The organism is Stenotrophomonas sp. JC08, assembly GCF_052180205.1.
Taxonomy (GTDB): Bacteria; Pseudomonadota; Gammaproteobacteria; order Xanthomonadales; family Xanthomonadaceae; genus Stenotrophomonas.
On sequence record NZ_CP197473.1, the window covers coordinates 3,360,502 to 3,382,353 of the forward strand.

The following is a 21,852-nucleotide window of genomic DNA, read 5'->3' on the forward strand; positions in this document are numbered from 1 at the left end:
AAGCTCACGCTGCGGGCCCCGATGGCATCCCCGACAGCCGCCACGCCAAGCCCGAGCAGCGGCTGGCGTGGCGCGCCAGGGCCGCTTCGATCACCTCGGCGCTGCCGGCCAGGTGCAGGCCGTGGCGGGCGCGGGTGATGCCGGTGTAGAGCAGCTCGCGGCTGAGCACACGGTTGTCGCGGCGGGGCAGTTGCAGCCACACCTGGTCGAATTCCGAGCCTTGGGCCTTGTGCACGGTCATCGCGAATGCGCTCTCGTGCGCCGGCAGTGCCGCCGGGTGGAAGCCGCGCGGATGGGTCGGGTCGTCACCGGGAAACCACGCGGTGATGCCGCCGCCGTCGGCTCCCGCTTCGCTTCGCAGGCAGATGCCGACATCGCCGTTGAACAGGCGGTGGCGGTAGCTGTTCTCAGTGATGAGCAGCAGGCGGCCGTGGAACCAGCCCGGGCCGCCACCGCGACGGGCGGGGCCGGTCAGCTGTTCCTCGATCCGCGCGTTGAGCCCGCGCGCGCCCTGCGGGCCTTCGCGCACGGCGGTGAGCAGGCGCATGCGCCCGGCCAGCGCCAGCGCGTCGGCCGGCGTGGCCGCCTCGGCCAGCGCCTGCCAGTACTGCTGCAGCGGCTCGCGCCAGGCCTGCAGCGGATCGACCTCGCCTTCATGGAAGCGCACGCCCGGCAGCTGGCCGGCACGCAGCAGCGCCAATGCCTGCCCGGCATCGCCGTCACGCATCGCCGCGGCCAGCGGCGCCAGCTGCAGTGCCTCGCTCTGCCGGTAGCCGCGCTGCAGCTGCACACGGGCGCCGGCAAAGGCGTTGGCGCGGGTTGCAACGGCCTCGGCCGGCAGCGCACCGAGCAGCGGCTGCAGCGCGGCGGCATCGTCAGCGGCGATGTGCGCACCGTCGCCGGCCGCGCGCAGGATCGCGCTGAGCACGTCGCCGGCCTCCACCGAGGGCAGCTGGTCCGGATCGCCCAGCAGGATCAGCCGGGTGCCGTCGGCGATGGCTTCGACCAGCTTGGCCATCAGCGGCAGGTCGATCATCGAGGCCTCATCGACCACCACCACGTCCCGCTCCAGCGGGTTGTCGGCGTGGTGACGGAAGCGCGGTGACTCGGGGATCACCCCGAGCAGACGGTGCAAGGTGGTGCCGGTGGTGGGCAGCTGCGCGCACAGCACCGGGTCGACCCCGACGGCGGGCAGCTGCTGCAACGCCTGGCGCAGGCTTTCGGCCATGCGCTCGGCGGCGCGGCCGGTGGGCGCGGCCAGGGCGATGCGTGGCGCCGGACGGCCGGCGGCCTGCGCCTGTGCGGCCAGCAGCACCAGCAAGCGGGTGATGGTGGTGGTTTTGCCGGTGCCGGGGCCGCCGGTGACCAGCAGCAGGTTGTGGCGCAGCGCGACCGCCGCCGCGCGCGCCTGCAGATCGTCCTGCCCGGCCGCGGCGGGGAACAGTTGCGCGAACAGCGGCGCCAGCGCGGCCGCATCGCCACCGGCCACCGGCGCACGGCCGATGCGCTGCAGGCCGGCGGCCAACCGCCGTTCGTATTCGCGGTAACGGCGCAGGTACAGCAGGCCGTTTTCCCAGACCAGCGGTGCCGGTCCGGCCGCGCTGCGGTCATCTTCCGGGGTGGCGATCCAGCGCGAGGTGGCCAGCTGCGCCTGCCAGCCGGTCGGATCGGGCCAATCGATCCCGGCTTCCAGCAGCCGCTGCGGCTGCACCGGATCGAAACCGGCGTGGCCCTGCGCCACTGCCAGCGAGGCCAGCGCGGCGGCGGCCAGCACCGCATCGGGGGTTTCCGGATCGAGCCGGCGCAGGCTCTGCGCCAGCGCGTGGTCGAGCGGGCGCAGCGCGCCAGTTTTGTTCAATGCGGCCAGCAGGCTCATGCCGTGCCTCCCAGTCGTGCCAGCAACGCCGTATGGCCGTCGCGGCCACCGGCAAACAGTTCATCCAGCGCATGCACCAGTTCCGGCGCGAAGGTGTGCGCGTACACCCCCGGACTGGCCGCCTGCGCGGCATCCAGCCCGCGGCAGAACAGGTAGCGGATACCGCCGAAATCACGCGCGTAGTCGTACCCCGGGCCGATACGGAAGCGCAGCCAGCGGTGCAGCGCCACGGTGTAGAGCAGCGCCTGCAGGTCGTACTCGCTGTGGCGCATGGCCGCCTCCAGCCGCGCGGTGCCGTAATCCGGCAGCCGGTTGGATTTGTAGTCCAGCACGTACCAGCGGCCATCGCGGACGTAGGTCAGGTCGATTTTGCCGGTCATCAGGCCTTCGAGCTGGCGGCGCAGGCCGAAGCCGTGGCGGCCGCGCACCACGCCGTGCCGGTGCAGCAGCTGCAGCAGCGCCGGCACGCGGGTCGGCTGCAGGGCGAAGTGGAATTCGATTTCGGCACGGCGCTCACCCTCGCCCAGCGAATGCAGTGCACCGCCTTCGGGCAGGGTGACGGTCAGGGTGTGGCCGATCAGCCGGGTCAGCAGGACCACGCCGTCGGCGATGTCGTCTTCGGCATAGCCGTCGTCACGCAGCGCCTTGGCGATGATCTCCGCCTGCCCTGCCGGGGCTTCCGCGCCGGTCTTCCAGTCCTGCCAGGCGCCGAAGTCGACGTGCTCCAGCGCCGCATGCAGCACGTTGCCGAAGCGGCTGCCGGCAAAGCGCGGATCGAAGGCGTCCAGCGGCGCCGGTGCGGCTTCCACGGCGTCATCGATCACGGCCTGCGCCGGTTCGTCGGCGGCACCACCGGCCTGCTCGGTGGCCGCCGCGGCGGTGTCCTGGCCCGCGTCGGCATGCGCCAGCTGGGTGAAGCTGTAGACCCACCAGTCGTGCGGCACCGCACGCCGCACCTCGCGTACCGGCGGCAGTGCCGGCTCCTGCTCGGGCGGCAACCAGCCCGGTGCCGGGCCGGCCTGGTCCTCCAGCACGCGGATATCGGCGTGCGCCGGCAGGTTCTCCAGCATCGGCCCCAGCCGCGAGGACGCCAGCCCGGTCAGGGCGCCACCGGCGATCCACAGCGCATGCTCGGCGCGGGTCAGGCCGACGTAGAGCAGCCGCGCGGTTTCAGCGGCTTCGTCGGCACTGATCTGCTTGCCGATGGCCTTCCAGGCCTCGTCGTCCTTGTCGGTCTTCCAGTGCAGCACGCGCTGTTGCCCGTCGTGCACGGTGCGGTGGTTGGCCGCATCCGGGGCGCTGGTAGCGATGCCCACGAACGGCAGGTACACCAGCGGGTACTCCAGGCCCTTGCTCTTGTGCAGGGTGATGATCTGCACCCGGCGCGCATCCGATTCCAGCCGCAGCAGCTGCGTCTCGTCGCCGTCATCGGCGTGGACGATCCGGGTCTGCAGCCAGTCCAGCAGGCCGTGCAGGCCGATGCTGCGCTGGCTGGCCTCCTGCAGCTGTTCGGCCAGCTGCAGGTAGTTGGTCAGCCGGCGCTCGCCATCGACCAACGCCAGCAGGCGCTCGGCCTGTTCGGCGCACAGCTCCGACAGCAGCGCCAGCACGCCGCCGCGCTGCCAGCGCTCGCGCCACTGCGCCAGCCGCTGCTGGTGCGCGCGCTGCGCCTCGCCTTCATGCTCCATCGCCGCGATCGCCGCCGCGCTTTCGCCCAGCAGCACCGTGGCCAGCGCCGCGCGCAGGCGACCGTCATCGGCCGGTTGCAGCAGGGCCAGCAACAGCAGCCGCAGCTCGTGCGCTTCGGTACTGGCGAACAGGCTCCGCTTGCCCGCCGCCACCGCCGGAATGCCCAGCGCCGCCAGCGCCTGCTGGATGCGCGCGGCCTCCTTGTGCGAGCGCACCAGCACGGCGATATCGCCCGGCTGCACCGGTTTGCCGTCAACCAGCGCGCGGCCTGCGCGTGCGGCGGACAGCACGTTGTGGATATCGGCCACGCAGGCAGCGGTGGCCGCATCGCGCGAATCATCGGCCTTCAGCGGCTTGCCCTCCTCGCCCGCAGCGATCAGTTGCAGGGTCAGCGCCGGCGCCGGCTCTCCATCGAACAGATAGTCGGCATCACTGCGCTTGCTGCCCGGCAGTACCGGCTCGAAGCGGATGCGCTCGTCCAGAAACGCCTGCGTGCCGGCGTTGTCATACAGCGCCTGGATCGCGCGCAGCACACCCGGGCGCGAGCGGAAGTTGTGCTGGAGTTTCGGTGCTTCCTCGGCGAGCGCCTTGGCCTGCAGATAGGTATGCACGTCGCCGCCACGGAAGCCGTAGATGGCCTGCTTGGGATCGCCGATCAGGAACAGCGCGGCCTCATCGCCATCGCGTCCCGGCCCGGCGAACACGCGGCGGAAGATGTCCCACTGGCGCGGGTCGGTGTCCTGGAACTCGTCCACCAGCGCGAAGCGGTACTGCGCACGCAGCCGCCCGGCCAGCGTGGCGCCGTGGTCGCCGGCCAGCGCATGGGCGACGTTGTCGATCAGATCGTCATAGGTCTGCACGCGGCGCTGCTGCTTGAGCTTGGCCAGGCGCTGGCGCACGTCCTCGCGCAGCTGGTGCAGCAAACCCACGCGCTGCTGTCTGAGCCATAACTGCTTTACATCATCGGCATCGAACCAGTCCTGCAAAGCACTGAAAACGACGGACTGCGGTGGATCTTTGCCGTCCTTGCAATAGTCTTCAAGCTGACGGGCCGCCAGCTTGTCCACATGCAGGGTCTTGTTATCGATCTTTCCTCGCGGCCACTGGCCCAGCTCCAGGCCCGCCTTCAGTTCACAGAACGCCTGTTCGAAGCTGGCTTGCCTGGCCCTCCTGCCATCGAACGTCTTGTTGCTGAAAGCCTGCGCAATCAGGGACTGCGCGGTATCCAGTTCCGTCTGGATCGCCTTCCTCAACGTGTCCGTTGCCGCATCCAGTGCCTGCTGCGGATTCACACAAGGCGCTTCAACCACGTCCGGAAGGAGCGGCAGGTCTGAGGAAAGAACGGACAGATCTTTCGCCAGCTCTTCCGGTGTTTTCCACAACCCGAGTAGCGCCTCCACCTGCTCCTCCTGCCCGGCAAGCAGGCGCCAGAGATCGGCGGCCAGCTCGGCATGCAGTTCGCGGGTGTTGGCCAGCAGTTCCGGCGTGGCGAAGCTGTGGCCGCTTTCCAGCGCGTATTCACCCAGCACGCGGGTGCAGAAGCCGTGGATGGTGAAGATCGCCGCCAGGTCGGTTTCCTCGGCGGCCACACGCAGCCGGCGACCCAGTTGCGCGGGACTCTCGCCGCCCTGCGCCAGATGCCGCTGCAGGATGGCGTGGGTCAATGCGGTTTCCGGAGCGTCATCGGTGTCCGGCGTTTCACCGACCAGCCGCGCGGCCAGATCCAGCCGTTCGCGGATGCGCTTGCGCAGCTCCTGGGTGGCCGCGTCGGTGAAGGTCACCGCCAGGATCTGGCCCATGCGCAGCCCCTGTTCCACCACCAGCCGGGTGAACAGCGTGGCCAGGGTGAAGGTCTTGCCGGTGCCGGCGCTGGCCTCGATCAGGCGCAGGCCATCGAGCGGCAACTGCAGATACGGGTCCTCGTTCATCTGTCCGGCATTCATGCCGCACCTCCGTTTGCGGCGTCCTGTTCGCCATCGAAATCCGGCAGCACGCGGCCCTCGTTCAACGCGGTGAATATCAACAGGCTGTTGTGGATAAATCTGTGTGCAGTGGTTTGTGAGGCGAACGGATCAACGCCACGCAGCGCCAGTTGCAGCGCCTCGCCGTCACGTTCACCCCAACTGCGTTCGCTGCCGTTCCATCTGTCACGGCCGGCCTTTTCGCGACGATCCTCATCGCTGCGGTAGATGTCCCAGCCGGTGTAGGGAGCGAACAGCAGCGGTGCCTGCAATCCGTCAGAACGTAGTCGCAGCAATGCTTTCAACGCTTTCTTCGCGGTTTCCGAATCCAGCGGCTGGCGCACATGCGGGCCGTAGTTGCCGCTGTCATCGTCGTGGAACTGCAGCAACGGCAGGCGCGGTTTGTCATCATCATTGGCGCTGACCAGCAGCCAGTCCAGACCATCACGCAGCATCTGCGTGGCGCCCGGAGTACCGGCATGCAGGCGCACCAGGCCCTGTGGATGGATTTGCCGGATGTGACCGTGCAGGCGCAGACCGTCCACCTCGGCCGCGTAGTGGTCGCCCTGCAACGGCTGGCCGTCATGCCAGGCCAGATACGCCTGTGCACACGGCCGCACCCGCGCCAGCAGCGCGCGGAACTGCTGTTGTCCCAGCGCACCGGAAGGCAGCAGCGCGCGGGCGCGCAGACGGTCATACAGGCCGGCCTCCGCCTCGCCTGCGAGCAGTGCATCGAGAACTTCGCTGTGCAGGATGGAAAGCTCGCGGCCGCCGCCGGGAACCACCAGCGGCTCGATGTCCTGGCTGTCGTCGATCTCGCCGGCCAGACGCAGGCCCAGCCGCTGATTCAGGAACTGCCCGGCCGGATCGGCGAAGAAGCGGCGCAGGCTGTCCAGCGGCAGCTGGGTGTCGGTGAGCGCCTCCGGCAGCGGCGCGCCGAGCGGACCGTCGATCCACGCCGGCAGGCGCTGGCGGTTGCCGCCCATCGCCCCGGCCGCGGGCCGCCACTGGCGCCGGTAGCTGAAACGGCGCGGCTCCTGCGCATCTCCGAATGCGGCCGGCGCGAACGGCTGCAGCGGATGCCGCACCACCAGCTGCTTGCGCGCGGCCGCCGGATCGGCGTGATAGGCCGCCGCCGCGTCGAGCAGTTCGCTGACCAGCACCGACGGCTCGCGCACGCTGCCATCGCGCGCATCAGCGCCGAGGTAGCTCAGATAGAACACGTCCTGCGCCGAGGCGAACAGCTGCAGGAACAGGAAGCGGTCGTCCTCGCGCAGCGAGCGGTCACCGTGACGGCGGCGTTCGGTACCCAGTTCGGCGGTCAACCGGCTCAGCCCGGCGGCCGGATCACGGCGCGGGAACTGGCCATCATCCAGCCCCAGCACGCAGATCACCCGGAACGGCAGCAGCCGCATCGGCACCATGCGCCCGAAGCTGATGCCGCCGGTGAGCAGCGGCGCGCGGGTATCGGCCTCGGCCAGCACTGCGGCGAAATGCGCGCGCAGCACCTCGGCCGGCACCGGCGCGTCGAACCCGGCGTTTTCCGCTTCCGCGGCGAATTCGGTGATCAGCTTGCGCAGCCGCTCAAGCGCGCGCAGCGCGGCCGGCTCGGTCGGCGTTTCCGGCAGCAGCGCGGCCAGCAGGCCGAGCAGGCGCTCGCGCCACTGCGCCGGCGCCAACGCATCGGCCAGCGTCTTCTGGTGGCGGGCCAGCACCCGCAGCAGACGGATCAGCGCATCCAGCGCGGCCAGCGCACTGCCTTCCAGTTCCGGCCACGGCGCCACGCCGGCGATGTCCTCGTCGCTGCCACTGGCATGGCCAAGCAGCAGCCGGTCCAGCGCAAACTGCCAGGTGTAGGCATCGTCCAGCGGTGCCTGATGCTGCTGGCGGTGGGCGGCATCCAGCCCCCAGCGCACGCCGGCGGCCTGCAGCCAGCCTTGCAGGCGTTCGAACGCGGCCGCATCCAGCCCGGCGGCCTGGGCCAGCGGCGCGCTTTGCAGCAGGTCGAGGATCTCGTTCAGGCCGAAACGTGACACCGGCAGGCCCAGCAGCTGCACGAACACCTCGGCCAGCGGCTCGCCCTGCAGCGGGCTGGCATCGGCCAACGCCCACGGGATGTGGTCCGCGCTGCTGCCACGGCCACCGAACACCGATTCCAGGTACGGCACGTAAGGGTCGATATCCGGCGCCAGCACCGCGATCTGGCGCGGCTGCAGCGGCGGATCGAAACGCGGATCTTCCAGCAGCGCGCGCAGCTGGTCGTGCAGTACCTGCATCTCGCGCAGGCGGGTGTGGCAAGCGTGGATCTGGAGGCTGGGATCGTCCAGCCGCAAGGCGGCACGCAACGGCGGCGACGGCAGAGCGCGGCGGTGGAACAGGTCGGCCTGCAGCCGCTGCAGCAGGCTGTCGGCCAGCCCGCCGTCATCCAGCCCGGCGCCGGATTCGGCTTCCGGATCGACATAGGCGGCGATCTCGCCGGTCGGGTGCACCACCTCGTAGCTGCCCAGCACCGCCATGAAATCGCGCCCGGCCGCGCCCCAGGCCTGCAGCAACGGGTTCTCGCCGGCGGCACTGCCGAACGGATCGTCAGCACCGCTGCGCAGCTTTTCGCCCAGCGTCTGCAGGTCGCCCCAATATGACTGCGTGGGCGTGGGCATGTAGAAGTGCAGCGTGCCGACCCGCGCCTGGGTGGCGATCACCCGCAGCACATCGGGGGAGACGTTGAGCGTGGCGAAGGCGAACAGGCGCGGTGGCAGGCCCTGCGGCAACGGCTGGGCGGCGTCTTCGAAGCGCGCCAGATAGTCGTGGATGCGGCGCGCGCGGTAATGCCGGCCGGCGGCGATATGCCGCCACAGGATGGCCTGCGGGTCGTCCGCCTCGGCCCCGTCTTCCCAGCGCAGCAGCCAGTCGCGGCGCCAGGCCTGGTACTTCTCGAACACCCCGCCCAGCTCGGCGGCCAGCGCCCATGGCTTCAGCGGATCGCCCCCTGCGAGGTAGGACTTCAGCCCGGCCAGCGCCGGAGTTTGCATCAGCGCGCTGTCAGTCAATGCCGCGTACAGACGCCAGTGAAATCCGACCGCACCCAGATCATCACGCTCACCGCCGATATTGGCCTTCAGTGCCTTGGCGACGAATTCGCCGGGGGTGAGGAACTCCAGGTTGGCGGCGATGCCGTATTCGGCCGCCAGCGTGGACTGCAGCCAGCGGCGCATCGCCACCTGCGGAATCAGCACGATGTAGGCCGCCAGCAAGGGTTGCCCTGCTGCGGGCTCGCGCAGTGCGTGCGCCAGCAGCGAGGCCAGCACGTCGAGCGAATTGGAGTGGTACAGGCGGAAATCGGGTGCTTTATGCATGGCCATATTGTGGATGAGGGCCCCTTCCCCGGGCGCCATTGGAAAACAGCGCTGCCGCGCCGGCGTCATTCCCGGTCAACCGCCGCGCCCTGCACCACACGTACCGCCACTTCCCCCAGCTCCCGCCGCTGGTCACCGAGCACCACACAGGCATCGTCGCCATAGGGGCCGCCCAGTGCGATCTCCAGCCGCAGGCCAGGCGGTTCCACACCGGCCTCGATATGCGCCCTGGTATGCAGCCGCGCGAACTGCCGCAGCAATTCGCACTGCGCGTCGCTCAACTCGATGGTCATCATCATTCTGCCCCTGTCCATTGATCAGGACAGAGCATCCCGCGGCCGTGTCTCACCGGTCGAGATGGGCGGCGCACGCATCCTGCCCCGACAGTGCGACAATACTGCACGGCCCAGTACGCTTTTGTTCAGGCGTGGCTGGCAATCCTGCAACGTTGTTTTTCCGTTAAAGGCCTTCATGCCCGCTCCCCGGACACCCCTGGTGCAGTTGTCGAACGTGCGTATCGATCGCGGCGGACGCACGATCCTGCGCGATGTCTCGCTGCAGGTGCCACGCGGCAGCATCACCGCGGTGCTGGGCCCCTCGGGCAGTGGCAAGTCCACGCTGCTGGCGGCGCTGACCGGCGAACTGCGCCCGGTGCAGGGCAGCGTGCAGCTGTTCGGCAAGGACATCCCGCACAGCAACCGCGCGTTGCTGGAGATGCGCAAGCATGTCGGCGTGCTGCTGCAGGGCAACGGCCTGCTGACCGACCTGAGCGTGGCCGACAACGTCGCCCTGCCGCTGCTCGCGCACACCCGGCTGCCGGAACCGGTGGTGCGCCGGCTGGTGCAGATGAAGCTGCATGCGGTCGGCCTGCTGGCCGCGGCCGAGGCCTGGCCGCGCGAACTGTCCGGCGGCATGGCGCGACGCGTGGCGCTGGCCCGTGCGCTGGCGCTGGATCCGCCGCTGATGATCTACGACGAGCCGCTGACCGGGCTGGACCCGATCGCCTCGGGCGTGATCATGAGCCTGATCCACCAGCTCAACCGCAGCCTGGGCCTGACCAGCATCATCGTCAGCCACCACGTCCATGAAACCCTGCCGATCTGCGACCAGGCGGTGGTGATCGCCAATGGCGGCATCGTCTTTGCCGGCACGCCTGACGAGCTGCAGGCCAGCAGCGATCCGCTGGTGCGCCAGTTCCTGCACGGCGATCCCGATGGCCCGATCCCGTTCGACGCCGCCCCGCGCGCAAGGACCGCCTGATGCCGTTCGCTTCCTCGATCCGCTCGCTGGGCCGTGCCGGCCTGTTTTCGCTGACCGTGCTGCGCGGCTCGCTGCCGACCCGCGATTTCCTCGCCGAGCTGGTGCGTGAGATCTACAAGATCGGCGCCCGCTCGCTGCCCATCATCGCCGTCGGTGGCGCCTTTGTCGGGCTGGTGCTGACCCTGCAGGGCTACCGCACGCTGACCACCTTCGGCGCGGCCGATGCGCTGTCCACCCTGCTGGGGCTGTCGCTGTACCGCGAGCTGGCCCCGGTGCTGACCGCGCTGCTGTTCATCGGCCGTGCCGGCAGTTCGATTGCCGCCGAACTCGGCCTGATGCGCGCCACCGACCAGATCAAGGCGCTGGAGCTGATGGCCATCGACCCCATCGCCAAGGCGGTGGCGCCGCGTTTCTGGGCGGCGGTGCTGACCGTGCCACTGCTGACCGGCGTGTTCTGCTCGCTGGCCATTGCCGGCGGCTGGTTCGAGGCGGTGCAGGTGCTGGGCCAGGACAACGGCACGTTCTGGTCGGGGCTGCGTGGCAGCGTCGATTTCTGGGACGACTTCGCCGTGGCCCTGCTCAAGTCGGCGATCTTCGGCGGCACCGCGGCGCTGGTGGCGGCCTACGTCGGCTTCCACGCCGAGCCGACCATCGAAGGCACCTCGGTGGCCACCACCCGCGCGGTGGTCAACGCCTCGCTGCTGGTGCTGATGTTCAACTTCGTACTGTCGGCACTGCTGTTCCAATAACGCGAGTCCCTCGCACAAGCCCGTACCACCCGGTGCGGGGACCAGACAAACAACCGAACCACCCGCTTCGCCAGGCGAAGCCCCTGCTGGATCAGGAGTGAGACAACAACATGGCCATCCGTGGACCCAGACTCGAATTTTCCGTCGGCGCGTTCCTGCTGCTGGCGCTGGCCTCGCTGCTGGTGCTGGCGGTGGCTTCCACCAACCAGCGCTTCGGCATCGGCGGTGGCGACTACGTGCTGACCGCCCGTTTCAGCCAGATTGGCCAGCTGCGCAAACAGGCGCCAGTGAAGGTCGGCGGGGTGACCATCGGCCAAGTGGCTGATATTCAGCTGGACCCGGTTAAATACGACTCCATCGTCACCCTGGCGCTGGATGGCAAGTTCAAGGACCTGCCCGCCGATACCTCGGCCGGCATCTTCACCAGCGGCCTGCTGGGCGAAAGCTATATCGGCCTGCAGCCGGGCGGCGATCCGGACGTGCTCCAGTCCGGCGACGAGATCGTCTTCACCCAGCCGGCGGTGGACCTGATCCAGCTGGTCGGCAAGTACATGTTCAGCGGCGGCGGTGCAGCCTCCGGCGCCAGCGACAACGACTCCACAGGCGCCGACGCGCCCGCAACGGAACCGCAACCATGAAAGTGAAACTGCTTACCGCCGTGCTCGCTTCGGCCCTGCTGGCCACCACGCCGTCCGAGCTGATGGCACAGGCGCGACCGGCCGCGAGCGCCGCGCAGCCATCGGCCGCCGCCCGCACCGTGCTGGATTCGAGCACCCGCATCCTGACCACGCTGGAAAGCCGTCGCGCCGAGTTCCGCGCCAATCCGGCGGCACTGCGCGGTTTCATCGACAGCGAGCTCAGCCGGGGCTTCGACCGCAACTACGCCGCGCGGCTGGTGCTGGGCGTGCATGGCCGGGGTGCGGCCGATGCCGATGTGCAGCTGTTCGCCGACGCGATGGCCGACAACCTGATGGCGCGTTACGGTTCCACCCTGCTGGATATCCAGGGCAAGCCGCGCTTCCGCTACAAGAGCGAGAGCGCGCTGCCGGGCAACCGCGGCGTCAAGGTCTCCACCGAGCTGGTGCGCGCCGGCAGCGAGCCGACTCCGGTCGAATACCTGATGCGCAATATCGACGGCCAGTGGAAGATCTTCGACGTGATGATCGAAGGCATCTCCTACGTGCAGACCTTCAAGAACCAGTTCGACACCCCGCTGCGGCAGAAGTCGATCAAGCAGGTCGCCGCGGACCTGCGCAGCGGCAATCTGCAGCCTGCCGCCGGACCGGTTCCCGATGGCAAGTGATGCCACCTCCCGCATCGAGAACGGCACCCTGCATCTGGCCGGCGTGCTCGACCGCGATGCGGTGGTAGCGCTGTGGCCGCAGCTGGCAAAAAGCCTCGGCCCCTTGCGCCAGCTCGACCTGCAGGCGCTGGAGCGTGTCGACAGCGCCGGCCTGGCGCTGCTGGCCGAGGTCGCCGCGCGGCTGCGCGCCAACGGCGGTGGTGACATCCTCGGTGACCCCGCCGATCTGGCGGAGCTGCGCGCGGCCTACCGGCTGGCACCGGACCTGGATTTCAACACTTCACCGGCCGAGTCCTGACATGAACCCGCTACGCCTCCTCACCCTCCTGGCCTGCTGCGCGATCCTCGCCGGCTGTGCCGGCAAGAACGCACGCGTCGAGGCCCCGGCCACCGTTGCCGTGGTGCCACCGGCCGCGAGCGCGCCGCAGCTGCCGGATACGGTCGAGGAACACACGCCCGCCGTCACTTCCCCGGAAGCCACCGCAGTCCAGGTTCCCACGGACGCCAGCGACAGCGACGCAGCCGTACCCACCGACGCCGAAGATGATTTCGCCGCACTGTACGGCGGCACGGTCCCCACTGCCGACGGGGATACCGGCAACCCGGCAACGGGCCACGACCCGTGGGAGAAGTACAACCGCCGCGTGCACAGCTTCAACATGGCGGTGGACCGCGCCGTGGCGCGGCCGATCGCCACCGCCTACGTCAACGTGGTGCCGCGGTTCGCCCGCACCGGGGTGAGCAACTTCTTCAGCAACCTGCGCTCGCCGTTGACCCTGGTCAACCAGCTGCTGCAGGGCCATGCCGACGATGCCTGGGACACGCTCGGGCGCTTCCTGATGAACTCCACCTTCGGCATCGGCGGCCTGTTCGACCCGGCCAGCAAGGCGATGGTGCCCAAGCGCAACGAGGACTTCGGCCAGACCCTGGGCGTATGGGGCTGGCGCCGCTCGCGCTATGTCGAACTGCCGTTCTTCGGCCCGCGCACCGTGCGCGACGTGTTCGGCCTGGCCGGCGACATCCCGCTGTCTCCGGTCCGCACGATCGAGTCGGACAAGGTCCGCATCGGCCTGCAGGGGCTGCAGCTGGTGGACATGCGTGCGCAGCTGCTGGCGTTGGATTCGCTGCGCGACAGCGCCGTCGACGAATACTCGCTCACCCGTGATGCGTGGCTGCAGCGGCGCACCTACCAGATCGAACGGGACCTGCGTCGCGACCGCCGGGATGACGGGGAAGACGAGCAGCCGACGATCCCGGTCGATGCGATGCCGATGCCCGACTGGGGCGGTTGAGCCTGCCGCTGTTGCAATGCAAAAGCCCGGGAAATCCCGGGCTTTTGTCTGTTCCGCGAAAGCCTTCCCCGCCGGACAGCACGGAGCTGACCGGATCACCACAAGGACCGGACACCCCGCAACGTTCCGCATCGCCGCTTGCGCTGCGGCGGGCGGAACCGTGTGGACTCAGGCTGCCAGTGCGGCATCGATCGCCGCCCGCAGGCCGGCATCGTCGGCAGCGGTATCCGGTGCGAAACGGGCGATGACGGTGCCGTCCTTGCCGATCAGGAACTTCTCGAAATTCCACAGGATGGCCGGCGCCGGGTTGGTCGGGATGTTGAAGCCGGCCAGCTTCTCGCGCATCGGGCCTTCACCGGTGGCCACCGGCTGCGCGGCGGTGAGCTGCCGGTACAGCGGATGGATGTCGTCGCCGGCCACGCTGATCTTGGTGAACATCGGAAAGCTCACGTCGTAGGTCAACGTGCAGAACTGCTTGATCTCCTCCTCGCTGCCCGGCTCCTGGCCGTTGAAGTTGTTGGCCGGGAAGCCCAGCACCTCCAGGCCGGCGGCGTTCTTTTCGCAGTAGAGCTTCTGCAGACCTTCGTACTGCGGGGTCAGGCCGCACTTGGAGGCGGTATTGACCACCAGCAGCACCTTGCCGCGGTAGTCGCCCAGCGAAGCCGGAGCGCCGTCGATGGTGGTCAGCGGGATGTCATACACGGAAGCGGTCATGGCGGTTCCTGATCGGGGGAAGGGAGCGCAAGCATAAACCGGCAGTTGCCGGCTCAGACATCGCTGGTTTCAAGGGAATCTTCCGCGCCGTTATCCACGCATGACCCTATCCGCTCCAGCACGATCGGGCGATGCACAAACGCTGCTCAGCCAGCCGGTTGTCCGCTTTCGTCAGCCAGACCGCGGATGGTGTCTGGCTGCAGTTCCGGCGGTAGCGCCTTTTTAGCCTTGGCACCCAGTTCGGCCAGACGCCGAGCCCGGCTGGACAGCGATTGCGGGGAATCGGTGAGCCGGTTGCGGGCCTTGCCGAAGGATTGATGGGCCTCGTCGAGCTTTTTACCGACCGCTTCGAAATCGACCAGAAAAGCAGCCATTGCATCCAGCACCTTGCCACCGGTATCGCTGATCTCCAGCGCCTGACGTTGTACCTTGTCGCGTGTCCAGAGGCGCTCGGTTACCCGCAGCAGCGCCATCAGTGTGTTGGGAGACGCAAACACCACCCGGCGGTCGAAGGCAAAAGACTGCAGATCCATATCTGCCCCCAGTGCCGCGGACAACGCACCTTCGATCGGAACAAAGGCGATGGTTACATCCAGCGCATCACCGCCCAGCGCTTTGGGGTAGTTTTTGTCACCCAGGTCCTTGACGTGCTGGCGCAGTGCCACAGCGTGGCGACGCAATGCATCTTCCTGCTGCTCTGGTGAACTTGAGTTCATCGCCTCCTGCCACGCGATAAGGTTGACCTTGCTGTCGATGACGACACTGCGCTGGTCCGGGAAACGCACCACCACGTCAGGACGCAGGCTGTCACCATCGTCATTGGTAACGTGGGTCTGCCTCTCGTAGTGCACGCCCTCTTCCAGACCCGAGCCACGCAACACGTTGTCGAGCATCAGCTCACCCCAATCACCGCGTACCTTTGCACTGCCCTTGAGCGCGCTGGTCAGCGCGGCGGCCTGCTGCGCCATGTCCTGGTTCAAGGTCTTCAGCTCGCCCACCGCACCAAGCAGGCTGGCACGATCACGTGCTTCGTCGTTGTACAACGTGTCCACACGCTGACGAAACTCGCCGAGCTTTTCCGAGAACGGCTTGAGCATGGCTTCAAGATCAACGCGCGATTGCCCCGTGGCCATACGCACGTTTTTTTCAAACTGCTGACCGCGCTCCTCGAACACCTTGCCAGCCAGTTCGGTGAACGCGCTGGAAAGGTTTTCCTTTGCCGAACCCACCCAGCTACGCAGTTCCTCCTGTGCATGGCGCGCATGCAGCAGCTCGGCATGTAGACGCGAGTTCTCGGTCTGCACTTTCTGCAGCTCATCTCGTTGCTGCTCCGAAGTTGCTATCAAGTCCGCATTTTTGCGGCGCACCTCGGCAAGCGCCTGGTCGCGTTCAAACAGCTTGGCCTCCAGCTCCGCCACCGATACAGCTTCGCGCTCGATGCGTTGGTTCAGTGCCAACAGAAAGCGTTGCTGCTCGGCCTGCTGGCTGCGCTCGTGATCGAGCTCGGAGACCAGCGACTCCAAGCGACCACGCAACTGTCCGGCTTCCACGGCTGCTGCGGTCGTGCGTTGGCGCTCGACCTCCAGTTCGCGATTGAGGGCATCTGTTTGTCCTGCACCGCCGCTACGGCGGAACAGAAGCACCAGAAGGGCGATAACGGCGGCCAGCGTCAGCGCGGCCAGGATCAGGATTTCGGTTTGCATGGCGCAAAGTGTAGCCATGCCGGTCTCAGTGGCTGCGCCGCATCTGCGATCATGTGCGCCCCCACCCGCTGTATCCCGCCATGAAGTCGTTGTCGCTTCTGTTGTCCGGCCTGCTGGCCGTGTGCCCGTTCACCACGATCGCCGCCCCGTCGCAGACCATCACCTCGCCCGCGCCGGTTCCCGCCGGCGACACCCGGCTGAAGGTGTTCCTGGCCGGCAGCATCGAGATGGGCAAAGCCGGCGACTGGCAGCAGCAGGTACAGGCCGCGCTGGCCGAGGAAGGCGTGCTGCTGCTCAACCCGCGCCGCGCCGACTGGGACCCGGCCTGGCGCGCCGAGGCCGACGAGCCCGGGTTCCGCCGCCAGGTGGAATGGGAGCTGGCGGCGCTGGAGCGGGCCGACATCGTGCTGATGTACTTCGCGCCGGGCACGCAGAGCCCGATCACGCTGCTGGAGTTCGGCCTGTACGCGCGCTCGGGCAAGCTGCTGGTGGCCGCGCCGGGCGGCTTCTGGCGCAAGGACAACCTGGACATAACCGCCGATCATTACGGGGTGCCGCGCCATGACGACCTGGCGGCGCTGATCTCCATGGTGAAACAGCGCATCGCCGCACCGCGCGCACCCTGACCCCAGCCCGGAATAACCGCCATGCCGTGGATGGGCATCACCGACCTGGGCACCTTCGTGGTGGCCGTCATCCTGTTCCTGATGCTGCCCGGTCCGGGCACCTTCACCCTGCTCACCGCCAGCGCGCGCGGCGGTGTGCGGGCCGGCTACGCGACGCTGGCCGGGCTGATGCTGGGCGACCAGATCCTGATCGCGATCGCCGCCACCGGTGTGGCCGCGCTGCTGCAGGCGCATCCGCTGCTGTTCGCCGGCCTGCGCTATGTCGGTGCGGCCTATCTGGTGTGGGTGGGCATCAACCTGCTGCGCGAGCCGGGCGCAGGCAGCCACGGCAGCGGCACCGTGCAGTACGGCCGCCGCTGGTTCCGGCAGGCGCTGCTGGTGGGCGTGCTGAATCCGAAGGCGATCCTGTTCTACATGGCCTTCTTCCCCCTGTTCATCGATCCGGCGCGGCAGCGCGGCGCACTGACCCTGATGACGATGGCGGGGCTGATCGCGCTGTTGAGCATCGGCTGGTGCTCGGTGCTGATCTTCGCTGGCCAGTTCATCGCCCGGCGACTGGCAGGCTACCCGCGCGTGGGCGTGTGGCTGCGTCGCATGGTGGGCGTATGCTTGATCGTGTTCGGTGTCCGGCTGGGCCTGGAAGGCTGAGCCTGCCGGCATCCTCGAGGGAGGCGGCGACATGCGGATCCACTGCAAGCGGGCGTATCAACCGGCCGATACCGGCGACGGCCGGCGTTTCCTGGTCGACCAGCTGTGGCCTCGCGGCGTCAGCCATGAACAGCTGCAGGCGCAATGGCTCAAGGAGGTGGCGCCCAGCAACGAGCTGCGGCGGTGGTTCGACCACCGCGCCGAGCGCTGGGACGAATTCCGCCAGCGCTATTGGCAGGAGCTGGCCGCGCAGCCGCAGGTGCTGGCGCCGCTGCGTGACGCCCTGGACAGCGGCACGGTGACGCTGGTGTACGGCGCGCGCGATACCGCACACAACCAGGCACTGGCACTGCGCGAATACCTGCTGGCGCATCCGCGGCGCAGGCACTGAGCGCCCCCCGGATACAGCACGGGACACTGCCGCGCGGCAGCTGTCGCCAGTGTTGTGCCGGATCCGGCAGCTGCAACAACCCCTGCCGCCAAACACCTGCGCCACCAGGGTTTGTTCTGGCTTTGCTGCGCTGCGTTCGGCGACACTCGGCGCCTTTCCCGAATCTCCTGACCCGTGAGGTCCGCATGCAGTCCTGGCTCCGGCGCAAATCCATCGACCAGCTCACCGAACACGAGGAAGGCCGCCGGCTGATCCCGAGCCTGAGCTGGCCCCACCTGATCGCGCTGGGCATTGGTGCCATCGTCGGCACCGGCATCTACACCCTGATCGGCGTGGGCGCGGACAAGGCCGGCCCGGCGGTGCTGCTGTCCTTCATCATCGCCGGCATGATCTGCGCCTGCGCGGCGCTGGCCTATGCCGAACTGTCGACGATGATGCCCGCCGCCGGCAGCGCCTACACCTACAGCTACAGCGCGCTGGGCGAGACCATTGCCTGGGTGGTGGGCTGGAGCCTGATCCTGGAATATTCGCTGGTGGTGAGTACCGTCGCGGTCGGCTGGTCCGGCTATTTCGTCGGCTTCCTGGAGTGGCTGCACACCACCTTCGGCTGGAACGTGATGCTGCCGCAGGTGCTGGCCGCCGGCCCGCACGTGGAAGGCGGTTTCCTCAATGTGCCGGCCATCGTCATCACCTTCCTGGTGGCCGGCATGCTGATCGCCGGCACCCGTGAAAGCGCCACCCTCAACGCGGTGCTGGTGGTGCTCAAGCTGGTGGCGCTGGGGGTGTTCGTGGCCGTGGCGTTGCCGGCGTTCAACCTCGAGAACCTGCAACCGTTCATGCCCTACGGTTTTCCCAAATCGCTCAGTGCCGATGGCGTCGAGCGCGGGGTGATGGCGGCGGCGGCGATCATCTTCTTCGCCTTCTACGGTTTCGACGCGATCTCCACCGCCGCCGAGGAAACCAAGAACCCCAAGCGCGACCTGTCCATCGGCATCGTCGGCTCGATGGTCGGCTGCACCATCATCTACCTGCTAGTGGCGCTGGCCGCCGTCGGTGCGATGAGCTACACGGTGTTCGGCAAAAGCCCCGAGCCGCTGGCGCTGATCATGCGCGAACTGGGTCACGGCACTGCGGCGCTGGTGATCGGCGTGGTCGCCATCATCGCGTTGCCGACCGTGCTGCTGGCGTTCTTCTATGGCCAGAGCCGCATCTTCTTCGTGATGTCGCGCGATGGCCTGCTGCCGCGCAGTCTGTCGCTGGTGAACAAGCGTACCGGCACCCCGGTGACCATCACCCTGTTCACCGCGGTGCTGGTGGCGGCAATGGCCGGCGTGGCGCGGCTGGATGAAATCGCGGCGCTGGCCAATGCCGGCACGCTGGCCGCGTTCACCGCGGTGGGCCTGTGCCTGCTGGTGCTGCGCAAGCGTGAGCCGGCGCGCGAGCGCAAGTTCCGCGCACCGCTGGCCTGGCTCATCGGCCCGGTCGCGATCGGCGGCTGCATCTACCTGTTCTTCAGCCTGCCCAGCAGCACCCAGTTGTGGTTCCTGCTGTGGAACCTGTTCGGGCTGGTGGTCTATGTGCTCTACAGCCGCCGCAACGCGGTACTGGGAAAGCAGTAATCCGCAGCGTTTGTGGACAACAGAAAAGGCGGGCATCAAGCCCGCCTTTTCTGTTGCTGCGTCTGCCACCTGCGCGGGATCGGGTAGTGCCCGCGCCTGATAGGTTATTTGCCGCTGCTGCTGGCCGCGTAGTCCTGCACCTGACGCATCACCCGCAGCACGTTGCCGCTCCAGATATTGGCGATCTGCGCATCGCTCAGGCCACGGCGCTGCAGCCATGCGGTGATCTTCGGCAGGTCGCTGGCATCCTCCATCCCGGCCACGCCGCCACCGCCGTCCCAGTCCATGCCGATGCCGACATGTTCCGGGCCGACCACATCGAGCAGATGGCCCAGGTGTGCGAAGAAGTCCTCCAGCGTCGCCTTGCGCTGCGGATACTGGCTGTCCAGCGCGGCCAGGCCCTTGGCCAGTTCCACACCGTTGGCGATGCTCATGTTGTCCCAGCCGCCGAGCCGCGCCTCCAGCGCCTCCTCGGCCTGCTGGCGCTCGGCGCTCTTGCCCTCGTCGACCAGATAGCCGCCATAGGCATTGGCCTGGATCACCCCGCCCTTGGTCGCCAGTTGGCGCAGGCGCGCATCATCGAGGTTGCGCGGATGGTCGTAGATCGCCTTGGCCGAGCTGTGCGAGAGCACGAACGGCACCGGCAGCATCTGGACCAGGTCATCGAACACGGCGTCGGAAGCGTGCGACTGGTCGATGACGATGCCCAGCCGTACCGCATCCTCGACCAAGGCCTTGCCGGCCGCACTCAGTCCGTTCCATTCGGCACCCTTCGGGTCGGTGCCCGAATCGGCGAATTCGTTGTTGGCGAAATGCACCGGCGACAGCATCCGCAGGCCGGCCCGGTGGTAGAAGCTCAACAGCGACGGATCGGCCACCAGCGGGCTGGCGTTCTCCATGCTGATGTAGACCACGCGCTTGCCGGCGGCCTTGATCCGCGCCGCATCATCGGCGGTCAGTGCCAGCGCGAATTTTTCCGGGTTGGCGGCCAGCATTTGATGGATTTCCATCAGCCGCTGCAGGCCGTGGTCACGCTCGAAGAGGTGGGCGGCCGGGCTGCGGTCGCCCTGGTCGGTGTAGATGGCGAAAAATCCGCCATCGAGCGCACCTTCGACCATGCGTGGATAGTCCACCTGTGACAGCGCGTTGTGCTCATGGCGCTGCATGATGTCGAAACCGGCGCGGCCGAAATTGGCCGGCGTGTCCAGGTGCGAATCCAGTGCCAGCAGTTTCTGCTGCAGCGCCGCGGCCTTGGCCATTTCGGCCGCATTGAACTCCACCGCCGACGCCGCCAACGGCCAGCACAGCGACAAGGACACCAGCAGGGACAGGGGACGCAGGGTCATGGGGCCTCACCTTGAACGGAAAGGCCCGACCTTAACGCCGCGGCACCGCCGGCAGCCAGTGACAGACGGCACAGGACGCACGACGCTACGCGGACACCTGTGCCAACCGGCGGCAGCCACGCCGCCGGGGCAAGCGCGGCTCAGTCCAGCACGCGGCAGAACACCGCCTTGAGGTAACGCGATTCCTGCACGTGGGCCATGAACGGATGGTCCGGGCCGGCACCGGCTACCTTCAGGATCTGGATGGTGCGGCCGGAGAAGTACGCGGCACGGCGCAGCATGTCGAGGAACTGGTCCTCGGCCACCAGGCCGGTGCAGGAGAAGGTGGCGAACAGGCCGCCAGGCTTGACCACGCCCAAGGCCAGCTTGTTCATGTCCAGGTACTTCTTCAGCGCGGTGATCACCTGGTCGCGGTCGCGGGTCATCTTGGCCGGGTCCAGGATCACCACGTCGTACTGGTCGCCACGGTTGGCCGCATCACGCAGCCACGGGAAGATGTCGGCCTGCACGAACTTGGGCTTGGCGTTGTTCAAACGCGCATTGCCCTTGGCAATGTGGATCACGTCCTGGTCGATGTCCACGCCCAGCACCTCGGCGGCACCGCGCGCTGCGGCATACACCGCGAAGCCACCGGTGTTGCAGCACAGGTCGAGCACGCTCTTGCCTTCCACCTGCTGGCTCAACCACTCACGGTTCTCGCGCTGGTCGGCGAAGAAACCGGTCTTGTGCGCGCCGGCCGGGTCGGCGCGGAACTTGATGCCGTACTCGGTGATCACGGCCGGTTCGGTGGTGGTGTTGCCGTGGAAATCGAAGCTTTCCTGCTTCTGCACGTGTTCGTCGGCGAAGCTGTGGAAGCGGCAGCCCGGGAACAGGTCACGCAGCGCCTCGTAGATCCATTCGCGGTGGCGGAACATGCCGGCGGCGAAGAATTCCACCACCAGCAGGTCGTCATAGCGGTCCACCACCAGGCCGGACAGGCCGTCGCCTTCGCTGTGGACAACGCGCCAGGCATTGGAGATGGCGTCCAGCTTCAGCACGTCACGACGCAGCGACACCGCCTGCGCCAGCTTCTGCGCGAACCAGGCCTGGTCCACCGCCACGTCCGGGTTGGTTTCCAGGATGCGCACGGCGATGCGCGAGTGGCCGTTGTAGAAGCCGCGGCCAATCCACTCGCCGTCCACGCCGACCACATCGACGATGGTGCCGGACTTGGGCTTGACGGTCGGCTTTTCGACCAGTTTCTGGAAAATCCACGGGTGGCTGGAGCGCCACGCGTTCTTCAGGCGTACGACGGGGAGTGGGGTATTCATGGCCGCTATTGT

Annotated in this window: 18 protein-coding genes; 10 read left to right on the forward strand and 8 right to left on the reverse strand. The window is 68.0% G+C overall.

From position 1 onward, the window contains the following. Window positions 1-4: 4 nt before the first annotated feature. The 4 genes from recD to ACSBPQ_RS15500 form a co-directional block, all read right to left on the reverse strand. Window positions 5-1,876 carry an exodeoxyribonuclease V subunit alpha gene (recD, locus tag ACSBPQ_RS15485; protein WP_442682958.1) on the reverse strand — a complete coding sequence of 624 codons (1,872 nt, stop codon included), beginning with the start codon at window positions 1,874-1,876 and terminating at the stop codon, window positions 5-7. Next, window positions 1,873-5,508 carry a UvrD-helicase domain-containing protein gene (locus tag ACSBPQ_RS15490; RefSeq protein WP_442682959.1) on the reverse strand — a complete coding sequence of 1,212 codons (3,636 nt, stop codon included), beginning with the start codon at window positions 5,506-5,508 and terminating at the stop codon, window positions 1,873-1,875. The genes recD and ACSBPQ_RS15490 overlap by 4 nt, the downstream gene beginning before the upstream one ends. Further along, window positions 5,505-8,879 (reverse strand): exodeoxyribonuclease V subunit gamma, encoded by a 3,375-nt coding sequence (gene recC, locus ACSBPQ_RS15495; RefSeq protein ID WP_442682960.1) that lies wholly within the window; start codon window positions 8,877-8,879, stop codon window positions 5,505-5,507. The genes ACSBPQ_RS15490 and recC overlap by 4 nt, the downstream gene beginning before the upstream one ends. 65 nt (window positions 8,880-8,944) lie before the next feature. Next, window positions 8,945-9,172 carry a hypothetical protein gene (locus ACSBPQ_RS15500; protein ID WP_442682961.1) on the reverse strand — a complete coding sequence of 76 codons (228 nt, stop codon included), beginning with the start codon at window positions 9,170-9,172 and terminating at the stop codon, window positions 8,945-8,947. Between the two features lie 178 nt (window positions 9,173-9,350). Here ACSBPQ_RS15500 and ACSBPQ_RS15505 point away from each other — a divergent pair, with 178 nt between their 5' ends. The 6 genes from ACSBPQ_RS15505 (at window position 9,351) to ACSBPQ_RS15530 (ending at window position 13,483) form a co-directional block, all read left to right on the forward strand. Continuing rightward, on the forward strand, window positions 9,351-10,139 hold the full coding sequence (locus ACSBPQ_RS15505; protein ID WP_442682962.1) for an ABC transporter ATP-binding protein: 789 nt from the start codon (window positions 9,351-9,353) through the stop codon (window positions 10,137-10,139). Next, the gene (locus tag ACSBPQ_RS15510) at window positions 10,139-10,888 is read left to right on the forward strand and encodes an MlaE family lipid ABC transporter permease subunit (RefSeq protein WP_442682963.1); all 750 of its coding nucleotides are present in this window, start codon (window positions 10,139-10,141) and stop codon (window positions 10,886-10,888) included. Before ACSBPQ_RS15505 ends, ACSBPQ_RS15510 begins: the two co-directional genes overlap by 1 nt. A 110-nt stretch (window positions 10,889-10,998) precedes the next feature. After that, on the forward strand, window positions 10,999-11,526 hold the full coding sequence (gene mlaD / locus ACSBPQ_RS15515) for an outer membrane lipid asymmetry maintenance protein MlaD (protein ID WP_442682964.1): 528 nt from the start codon (window positions 10,999-11,001) through the stop codon (window positions 11,524-11,526). Beyond that, a complete protein-coding gene (locus ACSBPQ_RS15520) occupies window positions 11,523-12,191 on the forward strand; it encodes an MlaC/ttg2D family ABC transporter substrate-binding protein (RefSeq protein ID WP_442682965.1) in 669 nt (222 codons plus the stop codon). Before mlaD ends, ACSBPQ_RS15520 begins: the two co-directional genes overlap by 4 nt. After that, window positions 12,181-12,489: an STAS domain-containing protein gene (locus ACSBPQ_RS15525; RefSeq protein ID WP_442682966.1), complete on the forward strand. Its 309-nt coding sequence runs from the start codon at window positions 12,181-12,183 to the stop codon at window positions 12,487-12,489. Before ACSBPQ_RS15520 ends, ACSBPQ_RS15525 begins: the two co-directional genes overlap by 11 nt. A gap of 1 nt (window position 12,490) precedes the next feature. Then, window positions 12,491-13,483: an MlaA family lipoprotein gene (locus ACSBPQ_RS15530; RefSeq protein WP_442682967.1), complete on the forward strand. Its 993-nt coding sequence runs from the start codon at window positions 12,491-12,493 to the stop codon at window positions 13,481-13,483. 168 nt (window positions 13,484-13,651) lie between these two features. Here ACSBPQ_RS15530 and ACSBPQ_RS15535 read toward each other — a convergent pair whose 3' ends face one another. Both ACSBPQ_RS15535 and rmuC read right to left on the reverse strand, forming a co-directional pair. Continuing rightward, window positions 13,652-14,197 carry a glutathione peroxidase gene (locus ACSBPQ_RS15535; RefSeq protein WP_442682968.1) on the reverse strand — a complete coding sequence of 182 codons (546 nt, stop codon included), beginning with the start codon at window positions 14,195-14,197 and terminating at the stop codon, window positions 13,652-13,654. 146 nt (window positions 14,198-14,343) lie between these two features. Further along, window positions 14,344-15,900, reverse strand: coding sequence for a DNA recombination protein RmuC (gene rmuC, locus ACSBPQ_RS15540; protein ID WP_442682969.1), 1,557 nt, complete (start codon window positions 15,898-15,900; stop codon window positions 14,344-14,346). An 80-nt stretch (window positions 15,901-15,980) separates the two neighbouring features. Here rmuC and ACSBPQ_RS15545 point away from each other — a divergent pair, with 80 nt between their 5' ends. The 4 genes from ACSBPQ_RS15545 (at window position 15,981) to ACSBPQ_RS15560 (ending at window position 19,184) form a co-directional block, all read left to right on the forward strand. Further along, a complete protein-coding gene (locus tag ACSBPQ_RS15545) occupies window positions 15,981-16,526 on the forward strand; it encodes a nucleoside 2-deoxyribosyltransferase domain-containing protein (protein WP_442682970.1) in 546 nt (181 codons plus the stop codon). A gap of 21 nt (window positions 16,527-16,547) precedes the next feature. Next, window positions 16,548-17,174, forward strand: coding sequence for a leucine efflux protein LeuE (gene leuE / locus ACSBPQ_RS15550; RefSeq protein ID WP_442682971.1), 627 nt, complete (start codon window positions 16,548-16,550; stop codon window positions 17,172-17,174). Between the two features lie 31 nt (window positions 17,175-17,205). Next, on the forward strand, window positions 17,206-17,565 hold the full coding sequence (locus ACSBPQ_RS15555; protein ID WP_442682972.1) for a DUF488 domain-containing protein: 360 nt from the start codon (window positions 17,206-17,208) through the stop codon (window positions 17,563-17,565). 185 nt (window positions 17,566-17,750) lie between these two features. Next, a complete protein-coding gene (locus ACSBPQ_RS15560; protein WP_442682973.1) occupies window positions 17,751-19,184 on the forward strand; it encodes an amino acid permease in 1,434 nt (477 codons plus the stop codon). A gap of 104 nt (window positions 19,185-19,288) precedes the next feature. Here ACSBPQ_RS15560 and ACSBPQ_RS15565 read toward each other — a convergent pair whose 3' ends face one another. Then, window positions 19,289-20,530 (reverse strand): dipeptidase, encoded by a 1,242-nt coding sequence (locus ACSBPQ_RS15565; RefSeq protein ID WP_442682974.1) that lies wholly within the window; start codon window positions 20,528-20,530, stop codon window positions 19,289-19,291. Window positions 20,531-20,670: 140 nt separating this feature from the next. Beyond that, on the reverse strand, window positions 20,671-21,840 hold the full coding sequence (locus ACSBPQ_RS15570) for a class I SAM-dependent rRNA methyltransferase (RefSeq protein WP_313173723.1): 1,170 nt from the start codon (window positions 21,838-21,840) through the stop codon (window positions 20,671-20,673). Window positions 21,841-21,852 lie beyond the last annotated feature (12 nt).

Excerpts from the sequence above, each read along its gene's own strand:
- recD (WP_442682958.1), bottom strand. The coding sequence starts at position 1,876 with ATGAGCCTGCTGGCCGCATTGAACAAAACTGGCGCGCTGCGCCCGCTC.
- ACSBPQ_RS15490 (WP_442682959.1), bottom strand. The coding sequence starts at position 5,508 with ATGAATGCCGGACAGATGAACGAGGACCCGTATCTGCAGTTGCCGCTC.
- recC (WP_442682960.1), bottom strand. The coding sequence starts at position 8,879 with ATGCATAAAGCACCCGATTTCCGCCTGTACCACTCCAATTCGCTCGAC.
- ACSBPQ_RS15500 (WP_442682961.1), bottom strand. The coding sequence starts at position 9,172 with ATGACCATCGAGTTGAGCGACGCGCAGTGCGAATTGCTGCGGCAGTTC.
- ACSBPQ_RS15505 (WP_442682962.1), top strand. The coding sequence starts at position 9,351 with ATGCCCGCTCCCCGGACACCCCTGGTGCAGTTGTCGAACGTGCGTATC.
- ACSBPQ_RS15510 (WP_442682963.1), top strand. The coding sequence starts at position 10,139 with ATGCCGTTCGCTTCCTCGATCCGCTCGCTGGGCCGTGCCGGCCTGTTT.
- mlaD (WP_442682964.1), top strand. The coding sequence starts at position 10,999 with ATGGCCATCCGTGGACCCAGACTCGAATTTTCCGTCGGCGCGTTCCTG.
- ACSBPQ_RS15520 (WP_442682965.1), top strand. The coding sequence starts at position 11,523 with ATGAAAGTGAAACTGCTTACCGCCGTGCTCGCTTCGGCCCTGCTGGCC.
- ACSBPQ_RS15525 (WP_442682966.1), top strand. The coding sequence starts at position 12,181 with ATGGCAAGTGATGCCACCTCCCGCATCGAGAACGGCACCCTGCATCTG.
- ACSBPQ_RS15530 (WP_442682967.1), top strand. The coding sequence starts at position 12,491 with ATGAACCCGCTACGCCTCCTCACCCTCCTGGCCTGCTGCGCGATCCTC.
- ACSBPQ_RS15535 (WP_442682968.1), bottom strand. The coding sequence starts at position 14,197 with ATGACCGCTTCCGTGTATGACATCCCGCTGACCACCATCGACGGCGCT.
- rmuC (WP_442682969.1), bottom strand. The coding sequence starts at position 15,900 with ATGCAAACCGAAATCCTGATCCTGGCCGCGCTGACGCTGGCCGCCGTT.
- ACSBPQ_RS15545 (WP_442682970.1), top strand. The coding sequence starts at position 15,981 with ATGAAGTCGTTGTCGCTTCTGTTGTCCGGCCTGCTGGCCGTGTGCCCG.
- leuE (WP_442682971.1), top strand. The coding sequence starts at position 16,548 with ATGCCGTGGATGGGCATCACCGACCTGGGCACCTTCGTGGTGGCCGTC.
- ACSBPQ_RS15555 (WP_442682972.1), top strand. The coding sequence starts at position 17,206 with ATGCGGATCCACTGCAAGCGGGCGTATCAACCGGCCGATACCGGCGAC.
- ACSBPQ_RS15560 (WP_442682973.1), top strand. The coding sequence starts at position 17,751 with ATGCAGTCCTGGCTCCGGCGCAAATCCATCGACCAGCTCACCGAACAC.
- ACSBPQ_RS15565 (WP_442682974.1), bottom strand. The coding sequence starts at position 20,530 with ATGACCCTGCGTCCCCTGTCCCTGCTGGTGTCCTTGTCGCTGTGCTGG.
- ACSBPQ_RS15570 (WP_313173723.1), bottom strand. The coding sequence starts at position 21,840 with ATGAATACCCCACTCCCCGTCGTACGCCTGAAGAACGCGTGGCGCTCC.